The sequence below is a fragment of the Bradyrhizobium sp. WSM3983 genome (genome assembly GCF_000473045.1).
GTDB lineage: Bacteria > Pseudomonadota > Alphaproteobacteria > Rhizobiales > Xanthobacteraceae > Bradyrhizobium.
In genome coordinates this window covers 66416-83479 of the sequence record NZ_AXAY01000006.1, presented here as the reverse complement: position 1 = coordinate 83479, position 17064 = coordinate 66416, and the positions used below count along the sequence as shown (strand labels likewise).

Annotated in this window: 22 protein-coding genes; 10 read left to right on the top strand and 12 right to left on the bottom strand. The window is 64.7% G+C overall.

The genetic code is table 11. From position 1 onward, the window contains the following. Positions 1-8: 8 nt before the first annotated feature. The 3 genes from YUA_RS0111590 to YUA_RS0111580 all read left to right on the top strand — a co-directional run bounded on the left by YUA_RS0111590 (position 9) and on the right by YUA_RS0111580 (position 1184). A complete protein-coding gene (locus tag YUA_RS0111590) occupies positions 9-239 on the top strand; it encodes a hypothetical protein (RefSeq protein WP_027530842.1) in 231 nt (76 codons plus the stop codon). A gap of 202 nt (positions 240-441) precedes the next feature. After that, positions 442-834: a hypothetical protein gene (locus YUA_RS0111585; RefSeq protein WP_027530841.1), complete on the top strand. Its 393-nt coding sequence runs from the start codon at positions 442-444 to the stop codon at positions 832-834. A gap of 101 nt (positions 835-935) precedes the next feature. Next, positions 936-1184 carry a hypothetical protein gene (locus tag YUA_RS0111580; RefSeq protein ID WP_027530840.1) on the top strand — a complete coding sequence of 83 codons (249 nt, stop codon included), beginning with the start codon at positions 936-938 and terminating at the stop codon, positions 1182-1184. 15 nt (positions 1185-1199) lie between these two features. On the opposite strand, the gene YUA_RS0111575 is transcribed toward YUA_RS0111580, so the two are convergent. The 5 genes from YUA_RS0111575 to YUA_RS0111555 all read right to left on the bottom strand — a co-directional run bounded on the left by YUA_RS0111575 (position 1200) and on the right by YUA_RS0111555 (position 4045). Continuing rightward, positions 1200-1385, bottom strand: a complete 186-nt coding sequence (locus tag YUA_RS0111575) for a hypothetical protein (RefSeq protein WP_027530839.1) — start codon at positions 1383-1385, stop codon at positions 1200-1202. Between the two features lie 202 nt (positions 1386-1587). After that, positions 1588-1869 (bottom strand): cell division topological specificity factor MinE, encoded by a 282-nt coding sequence (gene minE / locus YUA_RS0111570; protein WP_027530838.1) that lies wholly within the window; start codon positions 1867-1869, stop codon positions 1588-1590. After that, the gene (gene minD / locus YUA_RS0111565; protein WP_027530837.1) at positions 1866-2681 is read right to left on the bottom strand and encodes a septum site-determining protein MinD; all 816 of its coding nucleotides are present in this window, start codon (positions 2679-2681) and stop codon (positions 1866-1868) included. Before minD ends, minE begins: the two co-directional genes overlap by 4 nt. A 21-nt stretch (positions 2682-2702) precedes the next feature. Further along, on the bottom strand, positions 2703-3401 hold the full coding sequence (minC, locus tag YUA_RS0111560) for a septum site-determining protein MinC (RefSeq protein ID WP_027530836.1): 699 nt from the start codon (positions 3399-3401) through the stop codon (positions 2703-2705). Positions 3402-3553: 152 nt separating this feature from the next. Continuing rightward, the gene (locus YUA_RS0111555) at positions 3554-4045 is read right to left on the bottom strand and encodes a MarR family winged helix-turn-helix transcriptional regulator (RefSeq protein WP_245285143.1); all 492 of its coding nucleotides are present in this window, start codon (positions 4043-4045) and stop codon (positions 3554-3556) included. Positions 4046-4203: 158 nt separating this feature from the next. Between YUA_RS0111555 and YUA_RS49905 the strand changes: the two genes are divergently transcribed. Both YUA_RS49905 and YUA_RS0111550 read left to right on the top strand, forming a co-directional pair. After that, on the top strand, positions 4204-4551 hold the full coding sequence (locus YUA_RS49905; RefSeq protein WP_156947095.1) for a hypothetical protein: 348 nt from the start codon (positions 4204-4206) through the stop codon (positions 4549-4551). A gap of 17 nt (positions 4552-4568) precedes the next feature. Continuing rightward, complete coding sequence (locus tag YUA_RS0111550; protein ID WP_027530834.1) at positions 4569-6425, top strand: tannase/feruloyl esterase family alpha/beta hydrolase; 1857 nt, start codon at positions 4569-4571, stop codon at positions 6423-6425. A gap of 68 nt (positions 6426-6493) precedes the next feature. Here YUA_RS0111550 and YUA_RS0111545 read toward each other — a convergent pair whose 3' ends face one another. The 3 genes from YUA_RS0111545 to YUA_RS0111535 all read right to left on the bottom strand — a co-directional run bounded on the left by YUA_RS0111545 (position 6494) and on the right by YUA_RS0111535 (position 8347). Next, entirely contained in the window at positions 6494-6991 is a 498-nt protein-coding gene (locus tag YUA_RS0111545; RefSeq protein ID WP_198029402.1) for an SMI1/KNR4 family protein, read from the bottom strand. A 79-nt stretch (positions 6992-7070) separates the two neighbouring features. After that, positions 7071-7328: a hypothetical protein gene (locus tag YUA_RS0111540; protein WP_027530832.1), complete on the bottom strand. Its 258-nt coding sequence runs from the start codon at positions 7326-7328 to the stop codon at positions 7071-7073. Positions 7329-7393: 65 nt separating this feature from the next. Next, positions 7394-8347, bottom strand: coding sequence for a DUF2778 domain-containing protein (locus YUA_RS0111535; protein WP_035970908.1), 954 nt, complete (start codon positions 8345-8347; stop codon positions 7394-7396). Between the two features lie 190 nt (positions 8348-8537). On the opposite strand from YUA_RS0111535, the gene YUA_RS0111530 reads away from it, so the two are divergent. Both YUA_RS0111530 and YUA_RS0111525 read left to right on the top strand, forming a co-directional pair. After that, on the top strand, positions 8538-8978 hold the full coding sequence (locus YUA_RS0111530) for a DUF1810 domain-containing protein (protein ID WP_027530830.1): 441 nt from the start codon (positions 8538-8540) through the stop codon (positions 8976-8978). A gap of 132 nt (positions 8979-9110) precedes the next feature. Next, on the top strand, positions 9111-11192 hold the full coding sequence (locus YUA_RS0111525; protein ID WP_027530829.1) for a methyl-accepting chemotaxis protein: 2082 nt from the start codon (positions 9111-9113) through the stop codon (positions 11190-11192). Here the strand turns inward: YUA_RS0111525 and YUA_RS0111520 are convergent. The 3 genes from YUA_RS0111520 to YUA_RS0111510 all read right to left on the bottom strand — a co-directional run bounded on the left by YUA_RS0111520 (position 11189) and on the right by YUA_RS0111510 (position 13876). Next, entirely contained in the window at positions 11189-12190 is a 1002-nt protein-coding gene (locus YUA_RS0111520) for an acyltransferase (protein ID WP_027530828.1), read from the bottom strand. The genes YUA_RS0111525 and YUA_RS0111520 overlap by 4 nt on opposite strands. Before the next feature lie 104 nt (positions 12191-12294). Next, the gene (locus YUA_RS0111515; RefSeq protein ID WP_027530827.1) at positions 12295-12885 is read right to left on the bottom strand and encodes an NADPH-dependent FMN reductase; all 591 of its coding nucleotides are present in this window, start codon (positions 12883-12885) and stop codon (positions 12295-12297) included. Between the two features lie 43 nt (positions 12886-12928). Continuing rightward, positions 12929-13876, bottom strand: a complete 948-nt coding sequence (locus YUA_RS0111510) for an AraC family transcriptional regulator (RefSeq protein WP_027530826.1) — start codon at positions 13874-13876, stop codon at positions 12929-12931. A gap of 303 nt (positions 13877-14179) precedes the next feature. On the opposite strand from YUA_RS0111510, the gene YUA_RS0111505 reads away from it, so the two are divergent. Genes YUA_RS0111505 through YUA_RS0111495 form a run of 3 tightly spaced genes read left to right on the top strand, consistent with a single transcriptional unit; the run spans position 14180 to position 16785 of the window. Then, positions 14180-15286 (top strand): DUF2336 domain-containing protein, encoded by a 1107-nt coding sequence (locus tag YUA_RS0111505; protein ID WP_027530825.1) that lies wholly within the window; start codon positions 14180-14182, stop codon positions 15284-15286. After that, positions 15283-15612: a PilZ domain-containing protein gene (locus YUA_RS0111500; protein WP_027530824.1), complete on the top strand. Its 330-nt coding sequence runs from the start codon at positions 15283-15285 to the stop codon at positions 15610-15612. Before YUA_RS0111505 ends, YUA_RS0111500 begins: the two co-directional genes overlap by 4 nt. Positions 15613-15663: 51 nt before the next feature. Further along, positions 15664-16785, top strand: coding sequence for an HD-GYP domain-containing protein (locus YUA_RS0111495; RefSeq protein WP_027530823.1), 1122 nt, complete (start codon positions 15664-15666; stop codon positions 16783-16785). Positions 16786-16838: 53 nt separating this feature from the next. Here YUA_RS0111495 and YUA_RS0111490 read toward each other — a convergent pair whose 3' ends face one another. Beyond that, complete coding sequence (locus tag YUA_RS0111490; protein ID WP_027530822.1) at positions 16839-17042, bottom strand: hypothetical protein; 204 nt, start codon at positions 17040-17042, stop codon at positions 16839-16841. Positions 17043-17064 lie beyond the last annotated feature (22 nt).

Below are 17064 nucleotides of genomic sequence, written 5' to 3'. Positions count from 1 at the left end.
GAATTCGGATGCCTTACTATTCCTTCGATCTCGTGGTTGGTGAAGAGTTCAAGAACCAGGGCGGGATCATCCTCGAAGACATCGAGGTTGCTTCCGATCGCGCCGTTCAGCTCGCCACCGAGCTGTCGCAGGTGAAGCCTGAGTTGCAGCGGAAGGGTTGCGCCGTGCGCGTCACCGATCGCGATCACAACGAGGTCTATCGCACGCCACTCGATCCCGTGCCCGCCTGGCGCCGCTAAACACGGCGAGCACCATCGGAACGAGGTCATTGGCCTCGCCAACGGTGCGCTGAACAGGCTCCTGTCGCTCTCCGGGACCAGGGACGGCTCAAGGACGACTCAATCTAGCGCACCTCACGAAGGGGCGACAATCGGCGCCGGCGACCATTGCGGAGCGGCCCGCCCGGCGCTAGCCTCCTAAAAAATGGAGGAGATACCAAGGATGCGCACCCCTTTGCTGATGGCAGGCCTGTTGCTGATTGCGGCTCCAGCCCAAGCGGCTGACGACCATCCGCGCTCGACCTATGTGACACTGGTTTTGCAGGCCTTCGCCGCCAAGGTCCAGTGCCCGGGTACGGATGTCGCCTACCAGGATCTGGTGCAGAAGGCGCAGCAGATGCAGCTTCCCGACGGCACCACCGAGCAGGTGCGCAAGGCCATTGCCTGGATGCACACCGGCGGCAAGATGGGCGAGAAGCAGTCCGACGACATTATGGCGGAGGTCGCAGTTGCGACTCAGACGACCGACCTCGACCAGCGCCGGCTCGGCATGAGCAACTGGTGCGAAAAGCAGAAGACGAATCTCGCCGGCCTGATCCGCAGCAAGGGCGGCTAGGCACTCCCTCAGCGTTAAGCACACCGCGGCGGAACCCTCGCCGCGGCCAACAATCGTCACAATCCTCGCCAGCATGCGGCTTCTTCGAACAGGAGACCCCCATGCGAATTGCCCATCTCGTTTTCGCCGGTGCTCTCGCGGCCAGCGCCGCGCTGACCGCCTCAGCCGTCGCGAAGAATTCCGATGCCCAGAAGGGCGAGGACAAGGCGGCCTCGTCGTCCTGCAGCGCCTATCAGCAGGCTGCGGACGGATCGTGGGAGCAGCTTCCCTGCAAGGAGACCGGCGAGCGCGAACAGCCGCAGACGCGGCACAAGCCGGCTCCGCCTGGCGTCGACCAAGGCGAGCGCTAATCCGGTTCCGGCGAATCAGCTCTGATGCGGACCGCGGATGATCTTCATGGCGTCCTCGATGTGGCGCCATTCCTTGGCCTCGTCGGCCTCGCCACGGCCCTCGCAGGCCTGCGCCTGCTCTGCAGCCTTCGCGATCGCCGCGAAACCGTGCCGTTCCAGCATCTGCCGCGCGACGGTGTGGACCTGAACCTCGGACATCATGGGCGCTCTCCGGCTTGAGGATACCGCGGCGCCCAGCTCGGCGCTCCGCGGGTCCCAGACAACGATTTGCCCGCAAATCCCGTTCCGCCCGCGGCCGATTACATCGGCCGATATTGAGCACCAGCAAAAACAAAGGCGGCCCGCTATGCCCAGCGGACCGCCTTCTCACCCACCCCAAATGGGCCGTCCTCAGTCGCGTCCCCTACGCGACCGCCGCTTTCTTGCGCTCGAAATCGTTGGGCACCTCGATGTCGACCTCGAGGGTCGAGACCTCGTCGCCGCGCTCGAGCCGCACGATCACCTTGGTCGGATCCAGCATGACGTGCTTGGAAACGACGGCGAGAATTTCCTCACGCAGCACGCCGAGCAGATCGGGCTGGCCGCGCAGGCCGCGTTCGTGGGCAAGCAGGATCTGCAACCGTTCGCGAGCGACGGGTGCAGAGGCCTTGTTGCCGCGGAGAAGCCGGAGCAGACCCATGCTCATGCAGCCCTCCGTCGCAGCAGACGATCCATAAAGCCCTTGCGCTCCGTCGGCACCTGCATCGGCACGGTGTCGCCGCACAGCCGCCGCGCTGCGTCGATATAGGCCCGCGCGGGTGCACCTTCCGCGTTCGACAGCGTCACCGGCGTGCCCACATTGGAGGCGCGCAGCACGTCCTGGCTCTCCGGGATGATGCCGAGCAGCGGCGTTGCGAGGATTTCCAGGATGTCGTCGATGGTCAGCATCTCGCCGCGCGCGGCGCGCGAGGGATTATAGCGGGTGATGAGAATGTGCTTCTCGACACGCTCGCCCTTCTCGGCTCGCACGGTCTTGGAATCGAGCATGCCGATGATGCGGTCGGAATCGCGCACCGAAGAAACTTCTGGGTTGGTGACGATCACGGCCTCATCCGCAAAGCGCATCGCCATCGAGGCGCCGCGCTCGATGCCGGCCGGGCTGTCGCAGATCACCCAGTCGAAACGGCTACGCAGGTCGTCGATGACCTTGCCGACGCCCTCTTCCGTCAGCGCGTCCTTGTCGCGGGTTTGCGAAGCCGGCAGCAGCCAGAGGTTCTCCAGCCGCTTGTCCTTGATCAGCGCCTGCGGCAGCTTGGCCACGCCCTGCACCACGTTGATGAGGTCGAACACGACGCGGCGTTCAGCGCCCATCACGAGGTCGAGGTTGCGCAAGCCGACGTCGAAATCGACGACGACGACCTTGTCGCCGCGTTGCGCGAGCGCAGCGCCCAGCGCGGCGGTCGTCGTGGTCTTGCCGACCCCGCCCTTGCCTGATGTCACGACCAGTACCTTACTCATCTGAAATGTCTCCTTTGCTGGTCAGTTCAGTGCTGTAATTCGCATGGTATTCCCCTGCAGCCAGGCCTGCGCCGGCTTGCCGCGCAAGGCCGCATCGATGTCGTCGGCAGTCTGATAAAATCCATCGATCGCAAGCAGTTCGGCCTCGATCTTCTGGCAATAGATGCGCGCGCTCGTGTGACCGTTCACGCCCGCCATGGCGCGGCCGCGGAGCGCGCCATAGATGTGGATGGAACCGCCGGCGACGACTTCGGCACCGGAGCCGACCGAGCCCAGAATGGTGACGTCGCCTTCGGGGAAGATCACGGTCTGGCCGGAGCGCACGGGCGCCTCCAGCAGCAGCGAGGTCGGCTTGGTCTCGACCTTCGCCTCAGGCTTTTTGGGCGCGCTCGGCTCGATCACGCAGCTGCGCCCGCCCGAGAGCAGCGGCGGCATGGAGGGCGTCAGCCGCACTTCCTCCACGCCCTCGATCCCAAGCACGCGGATGTTGCGGTCCTGCAGGCTGGTGAGCAGATGGCCGATGCCGGACTGGCTGAGATCGACCGAGGACAGATCGACCACCACGGGGCGGCCGGCGAAGAAGCCCGGCGAGCGCGCAATGGTGGCGTCGATCTCCAGCAGCCAGTCCTGGATCGGGACCGTCGGCACGAACACGAAGGCCACGTAGGAGCGCCCGCGCAGGCGCACCATTTGGCGTTGGACTTTTGCTGCAGCCTCCATAGCGGCCGACTCGTTCCCCGTTATTGAATGGTTAACGATGCCGCCGATATGGTTAATGGCCGGTTAATATCTCCGTGGGGCTACGACGCGCTCCGAACCTGTAAGGTGGGCAAAGCAAAGCGTGCTCACCGCGACGTGGCGCCGGGGATCGTTCAGGCGTCGGCGACAAAGATCGACAGCGCCCGCTGCAACTCCTTGTAGGCGCGCGGCCCGATCTTGGCTGCGAGCGCCTTGTCGCTCTCTGCGGCCGCCGGCCTCAGCCGGCTCAGCAGCGCCGTGCCGGCCTCGGTCAAATAGAGCACGTAGTAGCGGCGGTTGATTGCCGACGCAGTCCGCCGCACCAGGCCACGGCCTTCCAGATGATCCACCAGCCTGCCGAGCCCGGCCCGCTCGATCGACAGAAGCTGTGCGACGGCGAGCTGGTTGACGCCGGGATTGGCGTCGATCACGCAGAGCACGGAAAACTGGGCAGGACTGATCTCGAAGGCCGCCAATTGCCGGCTGAACTCCCTGAAGATCCAGAGCTGCGCGCGGCGGATGCTGTAGCCCAGCAGTTGCGAGAGGTCCCCGAGGGCGAGCGGCTTAACCTTAGCCGTCTTCGTGCCGGATGCGATACGCGGCGCCGATCGCGATGGCTTTGTCACACGTGGCGCCCGCCGCGGTCGCGCGATCCGTTTCCTCACCCGTGCCTTGCCTGGCTGCATCGACGCGCATCTTTCGCAAAGCCGGCGCAGAAGCACCGGCTGTGTCCTGAGGATTCGAACGGCGAGTCTAACGCAACGCGGTCGAATCGAGAAGTCGAGTGGAATCCCGTCCTCGCGCATGCAGCTTCCACGACAGGTTGCATGGCAATATCGCGCATCGCGTCATGTTGACACAGCAACATCGCTCGCCTAAGGATCGTGAAAGCCTGCCGTACCGCGAGTGGGTTCAAGGGGAGCGAACGTCCGTGCCGTCATCAGGGGTGGACGACGATCCGCGTGCCATAGCGCAGCGCGGCTGGATGGTTTTGTGCGCAGCCGAAACCGCGTGGTGGCTCATCGCCCGCGCGCGCATGCTTCTCAACAGCGTTTCCGAAAAAGTTTCTGACCACTCGACGCCTCGCCGGCCGGCGGCGCGTCGGGCGCTTTCGTTCAATCATCAACGTTGAAACTGGGAGGGCATGACATGAAACGACTTTTCCTCGCCTCGACGATCATCGCCACATGGGCGTCTCTTGGCCCGCAGGCAACGGCCCACGGGCTGCCGCCGAGCGGCGTGGCCCCGCGCTCGTCCTGTATCGCCCTCACCGGCCTCACTTTGCCGAACACGCAGATCCTGAGCGCGACGCAGAAGTCGGGCTATTGCAACGTGATCGGCATCATCAACAAGCGCGTCTCCACGCAGGACCCCGATCACTTCACCTACGGCATCGGCTTTGCGCTCAATCTGCCGAACACCTGGCATGGCCGCTTCGAGATGATTGGCGGCGGCGGCACCGACGGCAGCCTGCAAAGCGATCCCCAGGGCGCCGCCGGCGTCGAGCTCGGCCAGGGCTGGGCGGTCGCGGCCGATGACGGCGGCCACGAGGACAGTGCGACCAATGTGGTCGGCGGCTATCAGGACGACGACGCCAATGCCGGCGGCTCGGCGCATTTCGCGATCGACGCGCAGGCACGCCGCGATTACGGCTATAACGGCATCGAAAAGACCGCGACGACCGCCAAGCAGATCATCTCCTATTTCTACGGCCTCGACACCGTCTATTCCTACATCATGGGCTGCTCGAACGGCGGCCGCGACGCGATGGTCGCGTCGCAGCGATCGCCCTGGCTGTTCGACGGCGTGATCTCGCAAAACCCGGGCTTCAACCTGCCGCAGGCGGGCCTCGCGGAAGCCTGGAATGAGCAGGTGCTCGGCACGCTTTCAACCAGCAAGGACGTCAACGGCCAGCCGTACATTCCCGACACGTTCCCGCAGCAGGACCTTCAGGTGGCATCGGCTGCGATCCTGAGCGCCTGCGACGCGCTCGATGGCCTCGTCGACGGCATCGTCGACAATTACCACGCCTGCACGGCGAAGAAGGTCTATCCGGCACTCGCGAGATACACCTGCGGCACCGGCTCGCACGGCAGCACGCCGCATGGCGGCACCTGCCTCACCAGCCCGCAGGTCGACGTGCTCAAGAAGATCTACGCCGGACCGGTCAATTCAAAAGGCGAGCGGCTCTATTCGAACTGGTTCTGGGATGCCGGCATCTGGACGCCGCCCACCGCGCCGGGCGCAGGCTGGCAATTCTGGAACGTCGTCACGGCCCCAGTGCCCGGTGTCAACACGGCGATCAATTTGACGCTCGGCGCCGGCGCGATCCCGATGATCTTCCAGACGCCGCCTGTCGTCACGCCCGTCAACGGACCGAACGGCCAGGAAGCCTTCGTGTTCAAATTCAATTTCGACACCGACGCGCCGAAAATCTTCACCAAGACGGCAGCCTATCCGGAAAGCGCGATGGACTTCATGGCGGCGGTCGCCACCGATTTGCATCCGTTCAGGTCGCGCGGCGGCAAGCTGATCATCTCGTCCTCGGTCAATGACGGCATCTTCTCGGGCGCCGCGATCGCCCGCTGGTACCGCCACATGAACCAGCGCATGGACAATCACGCGACCGATTTCGCGCGGCTGTTCATGGTGCCCAACATGGCCCATTGCGGCGGCGGCGCAGCCACGACCAGCTTCGCGACCAACGAGCTCAAGGCGATCACGGATTGGGTCGAAAACGGCATCGCGCCGGAACGCATCGTCGCGGCCAACACCAACACCACCTCGCCCTACCCGACCGGCGGCGTGTTCGATCCGCGCATTGCGCAGAACTTCCCGACCGGAGGCACACGGCCGCTCTGCGTCTATCCCAGGATTCCCGCATACAAGGGCAGCGGCCTGACCAGCGATGCGGCGAACTTTGCGTGCGTCGATCCCGGCTTCGGCCGCGGCGGCGACCACGACTTCCACGACGATGACGACGGCCACGGCGGCGACAGGCATTGAGCCGCCGCTTGCTCTCGAGCCCCGGACGTAGCGCATCCGGGGCGCGGGATTGATCAAACCAGCTCGGCCTACGCGGCCTCCTCGTACACGCTCGCGATAAAGTCGCTGAATGTCGGCGCGAGCGGCAGGACGTAGCCCCAAGTGTCGGACATCGCGTCAGCAAGCGTCCACGGCTTCTCGTATTCGGCGATCTCGTGATCGATGAACCAGATTCGGCCGAAATGCGCCTTATCGACCGTCATGCAGATCGGATTGCCGCCGTGATCGCTCATGATCCACAGGAGCTCATCGACGGTCGGCCATTGCGGCGTCTCACGCGTCCGCGCCAGCGAGCATTCGTCGCTCCGCAATCCCAGCACCTCCTGGACCGCACCGGCCCAATGCCCTTGCGGCCAGTTGAACTCGGCCGAGCCCTGGAAATAGCCACCGGCGCAGGCCAGCAGGAACTGACGATAGTCATCCGGCAGGCGGCAACCGAGGACCTTCTCGAACGATGCGAGCGCGGCTTCGGTCGGTGGGTCGCCTGCGGCGCTATCGATGCCCGCGATGAATTTGGCAATGTCCATGCTTCTCTCCTCGGCGCGCGTGCGCGCCATGGCTTCGTCGCGGCAGCCGAGAAGCCGGTTCGAGGAGAAGAATGTTTGCTTAGAGCAGCTTCGCGCTCACGAACAACGCGCGTACCGCGTTGGTCGCCTGGACTGCGAGCATGGCATTGTCGGCGGCGCCCTCCAGCGCGTGGACGGCATCGTCATGCAGCGAGCGGAATTCCATCCACTCGACCGATTTGAAGTTGGTGAGGAATTGATAGGCCTGGCCGACGGTCGCGATCGCCAGCGTGTCACCGTTCAGCTTGATCTTGAACGTGGTGCGCAGCGGGGTCTCGGAGCTTGCTGGATCACTCATGGGCTGCTTCTGGACGACAACGGCTTAACGAAGGGAAAACGGCAGCCCCCGCCGTCCGGCGAAAATCAGGAATCGGTGCTGGCGCGCTGCGAAGCGGTCGCCGATCCGCTCAGGCTCGGCACCACGACCAGGCGATTGAACTCGCCATTGTCGTAGGCCTTCATGAAGCGATCATAGTCCTTGATCGAAACGCAGCCGTTGGAATCGCCGCGCGGTCCGAGCATGTAGGTGTGGGTGAGCAGGCCGACGCGGCCGAGCGCACTCGTACCGTCCGTTGGTGTCAAGCGCAGCGCCCGAACGCCGTGGAACAGTTTCTCGCGCGGCTTGAGGTCGTAGGTCGCAGGCGGGGTCGCGCCAACCATGCGCTGGTCGACATGGTCGGGATCGTCCATCAACGCGCCCATGCCCGAATGGGCTTCCAGCGCGACGCCGCTCGGCAGATAGAGCGCCTTGGCCTTGATGTCATAGACCGCCGTCCGGGAATCGTAGCCGAGCGCGGCGAGATCCGGCGCCTTGCCGAACAGGCCGCTGTCGGGCGTCAGCGAGGCCAGCTTGATCTTGTCGGTGAACTTTTCGAAGAAGTTGCGGTTGTCGACCCGGGGACCGATGTCGGCATAGGCCTGGCTCGAGGCGATCTGCGCGGAGAGGTCCGCCTGAACCGGCCGCGAGCGCGGCATCGGGACGGCGTCGGCGCGCTGCGAGGTCCTTGTTGTCTCTTCGGTCGCCGGCTGGTCGTTGTCGGTCAGGATCGAACGCCAGTCATCGCCCTGGAGCTTTTGGGCGAGCATCGCCTTGGCATCGCGGAGCTTGAGCTGGACCGCACTCATGGCGGAGCGCTCCATCGCCCGCAGACCAAACTCCCGGGCAGGCGGGTTGCCGGACAGCGAGGCGAAACGGTCGTCGAACGACGGAGAATTGGCCGGCGGCAGCGCGGCGGTGACCAGCGGGGTGGAATCGCCGATATCCGCGACCCACGCGGCGGCGCCCAGCGCCAGCGCGATGGCAGCCATAGACAGCAGTATTGTCTCGGCTCGCCCAATTCGGCGGCGCGACAACAGCCCCTCGGCGCTTGCGCGGTCGGAAACCATCAGATCCCCAAAACGACCCCCGGGGGACCCAACCCCCACCCGGAGACTCTATACCAGCTACCACATTGGGAGCCAAAAGTTAGGCATAATCGCGGCCGACAAGTCCCCCCTTAGGTATCCAATGACCGATCCTTTCAATCTAGAGCGCTTCCTCAGGGCCCAAGACCCGGTTTTTCGCGACGTTTTGGGGGAGCTGGCCCACGGCCGGAAGCAGACTCACTGGATGTGGTTCGTCTTCCCGCAGGTCATGGGCCTCGGCTTCAGCGCCATGTCGCAGCGCTATGCCATCGGCTCGCGCGCGGAGGCCGGGGCCTACATCACCCACCCCGTTCTCGGCCCGCGCCTGATCGAATGCACCCGCCTCGTGCTTGCCGTCGAGGGACGAACCATCAACGCGATCCTCGGCGCGCCCGACGATTCCAAATTCCGCTCGTCGATGACGCTGTTCGGCGCGGTCTCCGACGAGCCCGTTTTCGACGAGGCGCTCGCCAAATATTTCGCCGGCGAGCGCGACGGCGCGACGCTGGAGATCCTCGCTTCCCTCGATCGAAAGGCCAAGTGAAGGCCAAGTGAAGACCAAGTGAAGGACAAGCGACTGCGACAACCGCGGGCCGCCAGCGTAAACCCGCAATTAATACGCTCCCCCTATTTTTCGGAGAATATCTTTCTCCCCGCGCCAATTGCCGGACGAACCATGAAAATCGGTACGCTGCTGACCACCGCCATCGTCTCACTCTCGACCGTCGGCGGCGGCCTTGCCGTCTACGTCGCGGTCACGAAATACCAGACGATGGAGCGGATCAGCGAGGCGCAAGGGCGGCTCGCGATCGTCCGCGCCGTCAGCGACATCCCGCGCTATCTCAACCCCGAGCGCGGCTTCGCCACCAACATCCTCTACGGACCCGCGACCGCCGACCCGGCGCAGCTTTCCGAGCACGACAAGCTGCGCAAGCAGACCGACGGTGCCCGCGACAAGATGAACGCGCTGCGCAAGGAGCTGCCCGGCTCCTTCGACGACGGCAACGCCATCGGCAGCCACATCGACGGCATCAATTCGAAATTCAGCGGCTTGCGCGACGCCATCGACAAGGCGATGGCAGGACCGGCGGAGGCGCGCAAGGACGCCGCCAGGAAAATCGTCACCGACAACGCCGTGCTCAACGCCGCCGTGACCGCGCTCCTCAACGAGCAGGTCCGCCGCATGGCCATCCTCAACGGTGATGCCTACCGCCAGGCCAGCTATGCCAACGTCGCGATGACGCTGCGCGACGTCGGCGGCTTCAACTCCAGCCTGCACAAGAATCTCGTCGGCGGCAAGAAACCGGCGACCGACGCGGAGAAGGCCGACATCAGCCGCTCCCAGGGCCGCAACGACCAAATCGTGATGACGCTCCAGGAATTGCGCGGCAATCCGACAACGCCGGCAAACGTCGCCGCGGCGCTGGAGAAGCTCAACTCGATCTATATCGAGGAGTTCGGCCGCGAACTCAAGCTGGTGAAGGACGGCGCGGTCAGCGGCAAATACGAACATGACATGGAGACCTATTACGCCTCGACCCAGCGCGGCCTCAGCACCATCATCGATGTCCGCGACGCCTTCTACGACAACGCCGAGCAGATCCTCTCCGGCGCGTCCGCCGCCGCGCGCACCAGCTTCACGATCGCACTCGTGGGCCTCCTCGCCGTGCTGATCGCCAGCGCCGCCCTCATCGCGATGGTCCGCCGCCGCGTCTGCGCCCCGATCATCAGCCTGACGATGCGGATGTCGCGGCTCGCCGACGGCGACGTCGCGCAAGAGATACCCGGCGCCGAGCGCTCCGACGAGATCGGGGCGATGGCCTCCGCCGTCCAGGTGTTCAAGGACAACATGATCCGGGCCGACAGGCTCGCCGCCGAGAAGCAGGCCGAGAGCGACGGCAAGATGCGCCGCGCCCAGGCGCTCGACGGGCTCACGCGTGCGTTCGAAGCCAAGGTCACCGAATTGATCGGCGGCCTGTCCCGCGCCTCCTCCACCATGGAGAGCACGGCGCAGTCGATGACCTCGACGGCGTCCCAGACCAACAGCCAGGCTGCGGTCGTAGCCGCCGCCTCCGAGCAGACCTCGACCAACGTGCAGACGGTCGCAAGCGCGACCGAAGAGCTGACCTCGTCGATCGCCGAGATCGGCCGTCAGGTCGCGCAATCGACCGAGATCGCGGCCCGCGCCGTCGACAATGCCCGCCGCACCGGCGACACTGCCCGCGCGCTCGCCGAGGGCGCGCAGAAGATCGGCGACGTCGTCACGCTGATCCAGAGCATCGCCGAGCAGACCAACCTGCTGGCGCTCAACGCCACCATCGAGGCCGCCCGTGCTGGCGATGCCGGCCGCGGCTTTGCCGTCGTCGCGTCCGAGGTAAAGTCGCTGGCCGGCCAGACCGCCAAGGCGACCACCGAAATCTCCGAGCAGATCACGGCGATCCAGTCCGCGAGCGACGAGACCGTCACCGCGATCCGCAACGTCGCCGACGTCATCGCCGAGATCGACCAGATCGGCACCGCGATTGCGGCCGCAATCGAGCAGCAGGGTTCGGCGACCAGGGAAATCTCCCGCAGCGTCCAGGAAGCTGCCCGCGGCACCCAGGAGGTCAACACCAACATATCGGGCGTGCAGCGCGCCGCCGACGACACCGGTGCGGCGGCGCAGGAGGTGCTGGGCGCGGCCGAGCAGCTCTCGACCCAGTCGCGCGACCTCGCCGGCCAGTTCGATCGCTTCCTCGGCGAAGTCAGGGCGGCTTAAAGCAACTGGCGACGCCAGGCGCCTTTGGTCACCATCCGCCTGCGCCCCAGCCCGATGAAGGGCATTTCGACGAAGCGCCACATCAGCCAGGCCGCCGGCGTCGTGATCAGCAACGCCGCCAGGAACAGGATCGCTGCGCGGATGACCGGCTGCTGGTCCAACGGCAGCAGACGGGCCGCAATCGTGAGCCCGATCAAGTGCAGAAGGTAGAAGCTGTACGAAATCCGCCCGTAGAACCTGGCGATCTCCAGGTCGAGCGGCCGCAGCACGGCAAGCTTGCCCGGGTCGAAGGCCGCAAGCCAAATGAGCGCCGACGCGCACAGCGTTTCGAACGCGATCGTGACGGCGGTCTGCTTGCGGACCGCGACAATGACCATCACGACGAAAGCGGCGGAGGCGACGAACGTCGCCCAAGGCGATTGCAATAGCGATTGCGATGGCGATGCCCTGCCGAGCGCGATCCCGCCCGATTGCAGGAGCAGGCCGACGACGAAGGCATAGAGCGGCGCGAGGTTGGTGAAACCGCCCAGCAAGTGAACATAGGGCCCCCAGAGCGAGAGCGCGACGAGAACCACGACCAGGAACCACACCGGCATCGTTCCATGACGGCTCAGGAGAGCGTGCGAGATCAGGATCACCGGAACTGCGACGCACTCCACGGTCAGGGACCACATCGCGCCGTTGATGTCGCTCTTGATGAGAAGCGCATTGAGCACAATGTTGACCGGGTCGAACGAAGGCAGGAAGCCTAGGTAGAAGCCGAAGCTTTGATAAGCCAGCGTCAGCAGCAGCACTGTCGCGATCGCGGCCGGCAGCAGCCTGAACAGGCGGTGACGCACGAACGTGACCGGATCGGGATCTCGATCCAGCGATCGGGCGAGAAGGAAGCCGCTGAGGACGAAGAAGACGATGACCGGCGCCATTCCGGTGGCAATAATCTCCCAGGACAGCATGCAGGCGTGGAAAGCGAGCACCGATACGGCCGCATACCCGCGCATAGCCTCAAGTCGCGGCAGAAATGCCGAATTCCGATAGCCATTGCGCGGAACGATTAGCTCAGCGGATCGCTGACGGCAACCGCGCCCGGTGCCGCCGCGTGCGTTCAATAGGGCGGCGCCTTGCGCGCGCGTTGCGCCTTGGCCGCCTCGATCCACCAATTGAGATCATCGGCAAAGCGCGGGAACGAGCGTTCCAGCGCCTTGCCGCCCTCGCCGATCGGCTCGCTCTCGGCTGACAGCGTCTGCGCGATCGGCCCGACGCCGAGGGTGCTCGAGATCACCACCATGCCCATTTCCGACAGCGTGCCGTGCCACGCGGTCGAGGCGCGCGCGCCGGACAGGCGGCCGGCGGAATAGCTCACGATCGCGGCCGGCCGCCAGAACCACTCTTCCAGGAAGTGGTCGGTGAGGTTCTTCAGGCCGGGCTGAATGCCCCAATTATATTCGCCGCTGACGAAGACAAAGCCGTCGGCGCCACGGATCTGGCCGGCGAGTTTCTCCAGCGCCTCGGGCGCACTGCCCTTGGGGTATTCCTTGTACATGCGGTCGAGCATCGGCAGGCCGATCGCCTTGGCGTCGATGAACTCGACCTCCTCGCCGCGACTGCGCAGGCGATCGATGACGAAATTCGCAAGGCGGATGCCCATGCGGTCGGACCGGTACGAGCCGTAGAGGACGAGGATGCGGTTGCTCATGGCCGGCAGGCTAGCACGAAACCGGCGGACGGCCCCAATCCCTTTATCGCCTGCGGCCGCGCTCCAGCGTTTCCGACGGCGTCTCGCCGAACTGGTCGCGATAGCTGCGGGAGAAATCGCTGAGATGCCAGAATCCGAACGCGAGCGCGACGGCCTTGACGCTGTCGGCGCCGGCGAGCAGCCGCTGGCGCACCAGCCACAGCCGGCGCAGCCGCAAATAACGGTGCAGGCTCATGCCGCGATAGCGGCGGACGACGTCGTGCATGGTGCGGACGGACAGCCCGAGCTTGCGCGCGATCTCCTCGCTGTAGATCGGTTGCGAGAGGTCGTCGGACAACAGCGAGCGGATATCCTGGAAGATCTTGAACTGCCGCCCGTCATTGGGCCGCACCGTCCAGCGCGCGGGAACGAGATTGGCAAAGGCGGCATCGACCGCGCCGAACAGGGTCTCCTTCATCGCCGCCCCCTTCAGCACCACCTCGGCTGGATCGATGGGCTCGGACGCAGCCGCGACCACCTCCCGCACCACCTTCCGCAACTGCTGCAGCGCCGAGACGCTCGTCTCGAATATCTTGAAGCTGGAATCCGTCCCGGGCCAGCCGCGATCCTTCACCTCGGGCCGGAACACGATCGAGGCAATTTGCCGCTGTACCTCTTCAATGGTGTTGTAGGCCGCCCCGCTGCTTCCGATGACGATGACCGCGCGGTTCCGCTGCGCGCCGTTGAATCGGATGGGCACGTCGAGGTCGTCCATTGCAAAGCCGATCGCCGTGCAATCCGCGACGAGCTGCGCATCCACCACGCGCGGAAACGCGCGCGTCAGATTTACGTCGCAGCCGGGCAATTGCAGAATGATCTGTTCGGTCGCAATCGCTCGAACGAGCGGCGTGAACTCGAAATCCAGGCCGCGGATCGCGTTGCGAAACGCGTCAACATCTGCAAAACGAAATATCTTTGGCGCCAGCGTTGGCGCATCATCATTGTTGTTCATGACAAATGAAAAACGGCGCCAGGAAACGACGCGTGTCCGGCAATACGCCGATCTGAATTCCCCCCTTTCGGCTCTCCCTTAGACCACAAGACTCATCCGAGCCTAGCTCGATCAGTTGGCGAGCGTCCGACGCAAAGGACAAGCCGGGCGTTCGCCTCCTGCCAAATTTCGATAGCGTTTCCAGAGAGCCAGGCGGTGCACTGATACCCGGAGGGCTGAAGTCTAAAATCCAAATTAACGCCTCTAGGGCGCAATGAAGGGCGTCGGATAGTCGGAATTTATTTTTGAGTACAGGCCCCTGCCATGATGGCAAATTCGCCTGCTGATATTCTTGTTGAACTGGAAAAGGCGGTCGCGGCGTGTCCATTGGACCGCTGCGCCCGTATCCTCTCCGGTATTGTGCAGTTGCTCACGTGCAGCCGTGACCGCTCTCAGGAGTTGCTCGCCGGTGTGGTCGATGGCGTCTTGCTGCGCCTGACGGAGCGGGTCGAGGCCGCCGCGCTGATCCAACTCAGCACGGCGCTAGCCGAATTGAACGTTGCGCCGCCGGAGACGCTGCGGCGTCTCGCCTCACACAACGACCCCGACGTGGCATGTCCGGCGCTGCTCAAATCACAGGCACTCTGCCCGGCCGATCTCGCGGCGATCGCGACATCGTGCGGCGAGCGGCATCAGCGCGCGATCGCCGCTCGCAACGAGATCGAGCCGGTCGTGACCGAGGCGTTGATCAAGCGCGGTGGTCCGATCTGCCTTGCGCTGATCAAGAACCCGGGAACCCAATTCTCCAGCGCAGCCTATGACGCGCTGATCGCCAGGGCCGATGAGGACGGTGAGATCGCGAAGGCGCTGGCACTGCGGCCCGGCACACCCGACCTGGTCGTGCGGAAGCTGCTCTCCGTCTCGCCGAGCCCGAAGGCACCGGCGAAGCCCAACGCATCCGCCGTTGCGCCCGCACAACAAGCCGTGCCGGCTCCGCCAAAGCGGCTTTGCTCGGCCGACTATGCGAGCGCCAGACCCGAGATCGTTGCGCTCAACCGCGTCGGCAAGCTCAACGATTCCGCGGTGAACCGCTTCGCGATCCGCGGCGAGACCGCCAATCTGTTCACTGCCTTGTCGGTGCTGTCAGGCGCGCCAGTCGAGATCGTTGAGCATGTCATGATCGACGATGATTGCGAGGGCCTGGTGATGGCCTGTCGGGCTTCGCGCCTGAACTGGGCGACCACGCTTGCGATCCTGAGCAACCGCAGCGGCGCCCGGCTCTCTTTCGCGCAGCGCGAGCGCGCGCAGCTGATTTTCGAAACGCTCCTTTTGTCGACCAGCCAATGGACAGTGCGCTGGGGGGAAATCGCAGCAAGCGCCAACACAATAGATCCGGGAAATCGCGGCGCGAAAACGGGGGTTAGCCGATGAGGTTCGACGGTCGCAAGGCGCTTCGCGTACGGATGGACCACAAGCAGGCCGTGAACCTGATGGGCTCGGACGGCACCTGGCGGCGCAGCTGCGTGCTGCTCGACGTGTCGCAGACGGGCGCCAAGATCGAGGTCGAAGGCACTCTCGACGTGCTGCAAGCCAAGGAATTCTTCATGCTGCTGTCGTCGACGGGCCTCGCCTATCGGCGCTGCGAGCTGGTCTGGATCGACGGCACCATGGCCGGCATTCACTTCATCAACGCTGACAGGAAGAAGCCGACGACCGCACAGGCGGCCGCTGCACCGAACTCCCGTCAGAGCAAATAGACTCAAGACTTCATCAAGGCTCAGTGAACTCCAGAATAGTCCAGGTCACCCCTGCAGAACGCGCGAACCATCACCTGCCCCGTCAAACGTGACGACGGCATCCGAAAGGCGCAATCGGCCCGCCCCTTTGTGCATGTGCTGGCCGATTCCTCCGACAAATTGTCGGGCATCTGCTCGGCCCTCGAACAGCAGTTCACCGTCGCGGGCGAGCGGCTCGACGCGGAAGCCAAGCTGTCGCAAGTTCCGTATGCCATCGTCATCCGCGCGGAGCTGCGTGACGTCGGCAACATCGCGGCCATCAAGAAGCGCGCGGCCAAGCTGGCGAAGGCGACCAAGCGCATCTTCCTTGTCGAGCATTCTTCGCACGTCTGCATCTCGCAAGCCTATGCGCTCGGCGCAACGCTCGTCCTTGCCGGCCCGCTCAACAAGATCAAGCTGCTGGCCGCGCTGGCTGATCCGGCCGAGCCGGCATTGGATTCGTCGGGCAGGTCGACCCAGCCGGACAACGCCGTCGAGACCGCGGCAACCGCTATCGCGTCGATGTTCACGGCCGTCACCATGGGCGAGCCGCTCGATGTCGACGGCACCAAGGACGCCGGCCGCCAGATTGCCGAACGCATCACCGAGCACGGCCTGTCCGAATGGCTCGCGACCGTGCGGCGGCACCACGAAGGAACCTACCAGCATTGTCTGCTCGTGACCGGTCTGGCGATCGACTTCGGATTGAGCCTCGGCGTCGGCCGAACCGATCTGGAGCGGCTGTATTCGGCCGCCATGTTCCATGACATCGGCAAGGCGCAGATCCCGCTTGCAATCCTGGACAAGCCCGGCCGGCTCGATGCTGACGAGCGCGCCATGATCGAGACGCACCCGGCGGCGGGTTACGACTTTCTCAAGGACCACGAAAAAATCTCGCCGGAGATCCTCGATGCCGTGCGGCACCACCACGAATATCTCGATGGCAGCGGGTATCCGGATGCGCTGGCCGGCGAAAGCATCAACGACATCGTGCGTCTTCTCACGATATCGGACATCTTCGCCGCGCTGATCGAGCACCGGCACTACAAGCCGACGATGTCACGCACCGAGGCCTATAATATTCTCTGCGGGATGACCGGAAAACTGGAGAAGGCCCTGGTCATATCCTTCAAGGAGGTCGCACTCTCACGCTGAGCGCGCGCCAAACCAGCGGGCGGACAAAGACATCAAGACATCACGGCTGCGGCCTAATGCGTCGCCCGGTATTTGATGCGGCGCGGGACCGAGCGACAAGCCAGCCCTTCGGCAAGCAGCTTCATGTCCTCGCGCCGGCCACTGCGGACCAGCCTGCCGAACTCTTCAGGAGTAAAAGGAAGACTGGGATCATCATCGATCGGACGCCGCATCCGCGGGCCGAAGAACCATCGAACCAGGCTAGCCAGCCGCCGCATGTCAATTCCCTCGCGCCAGCAA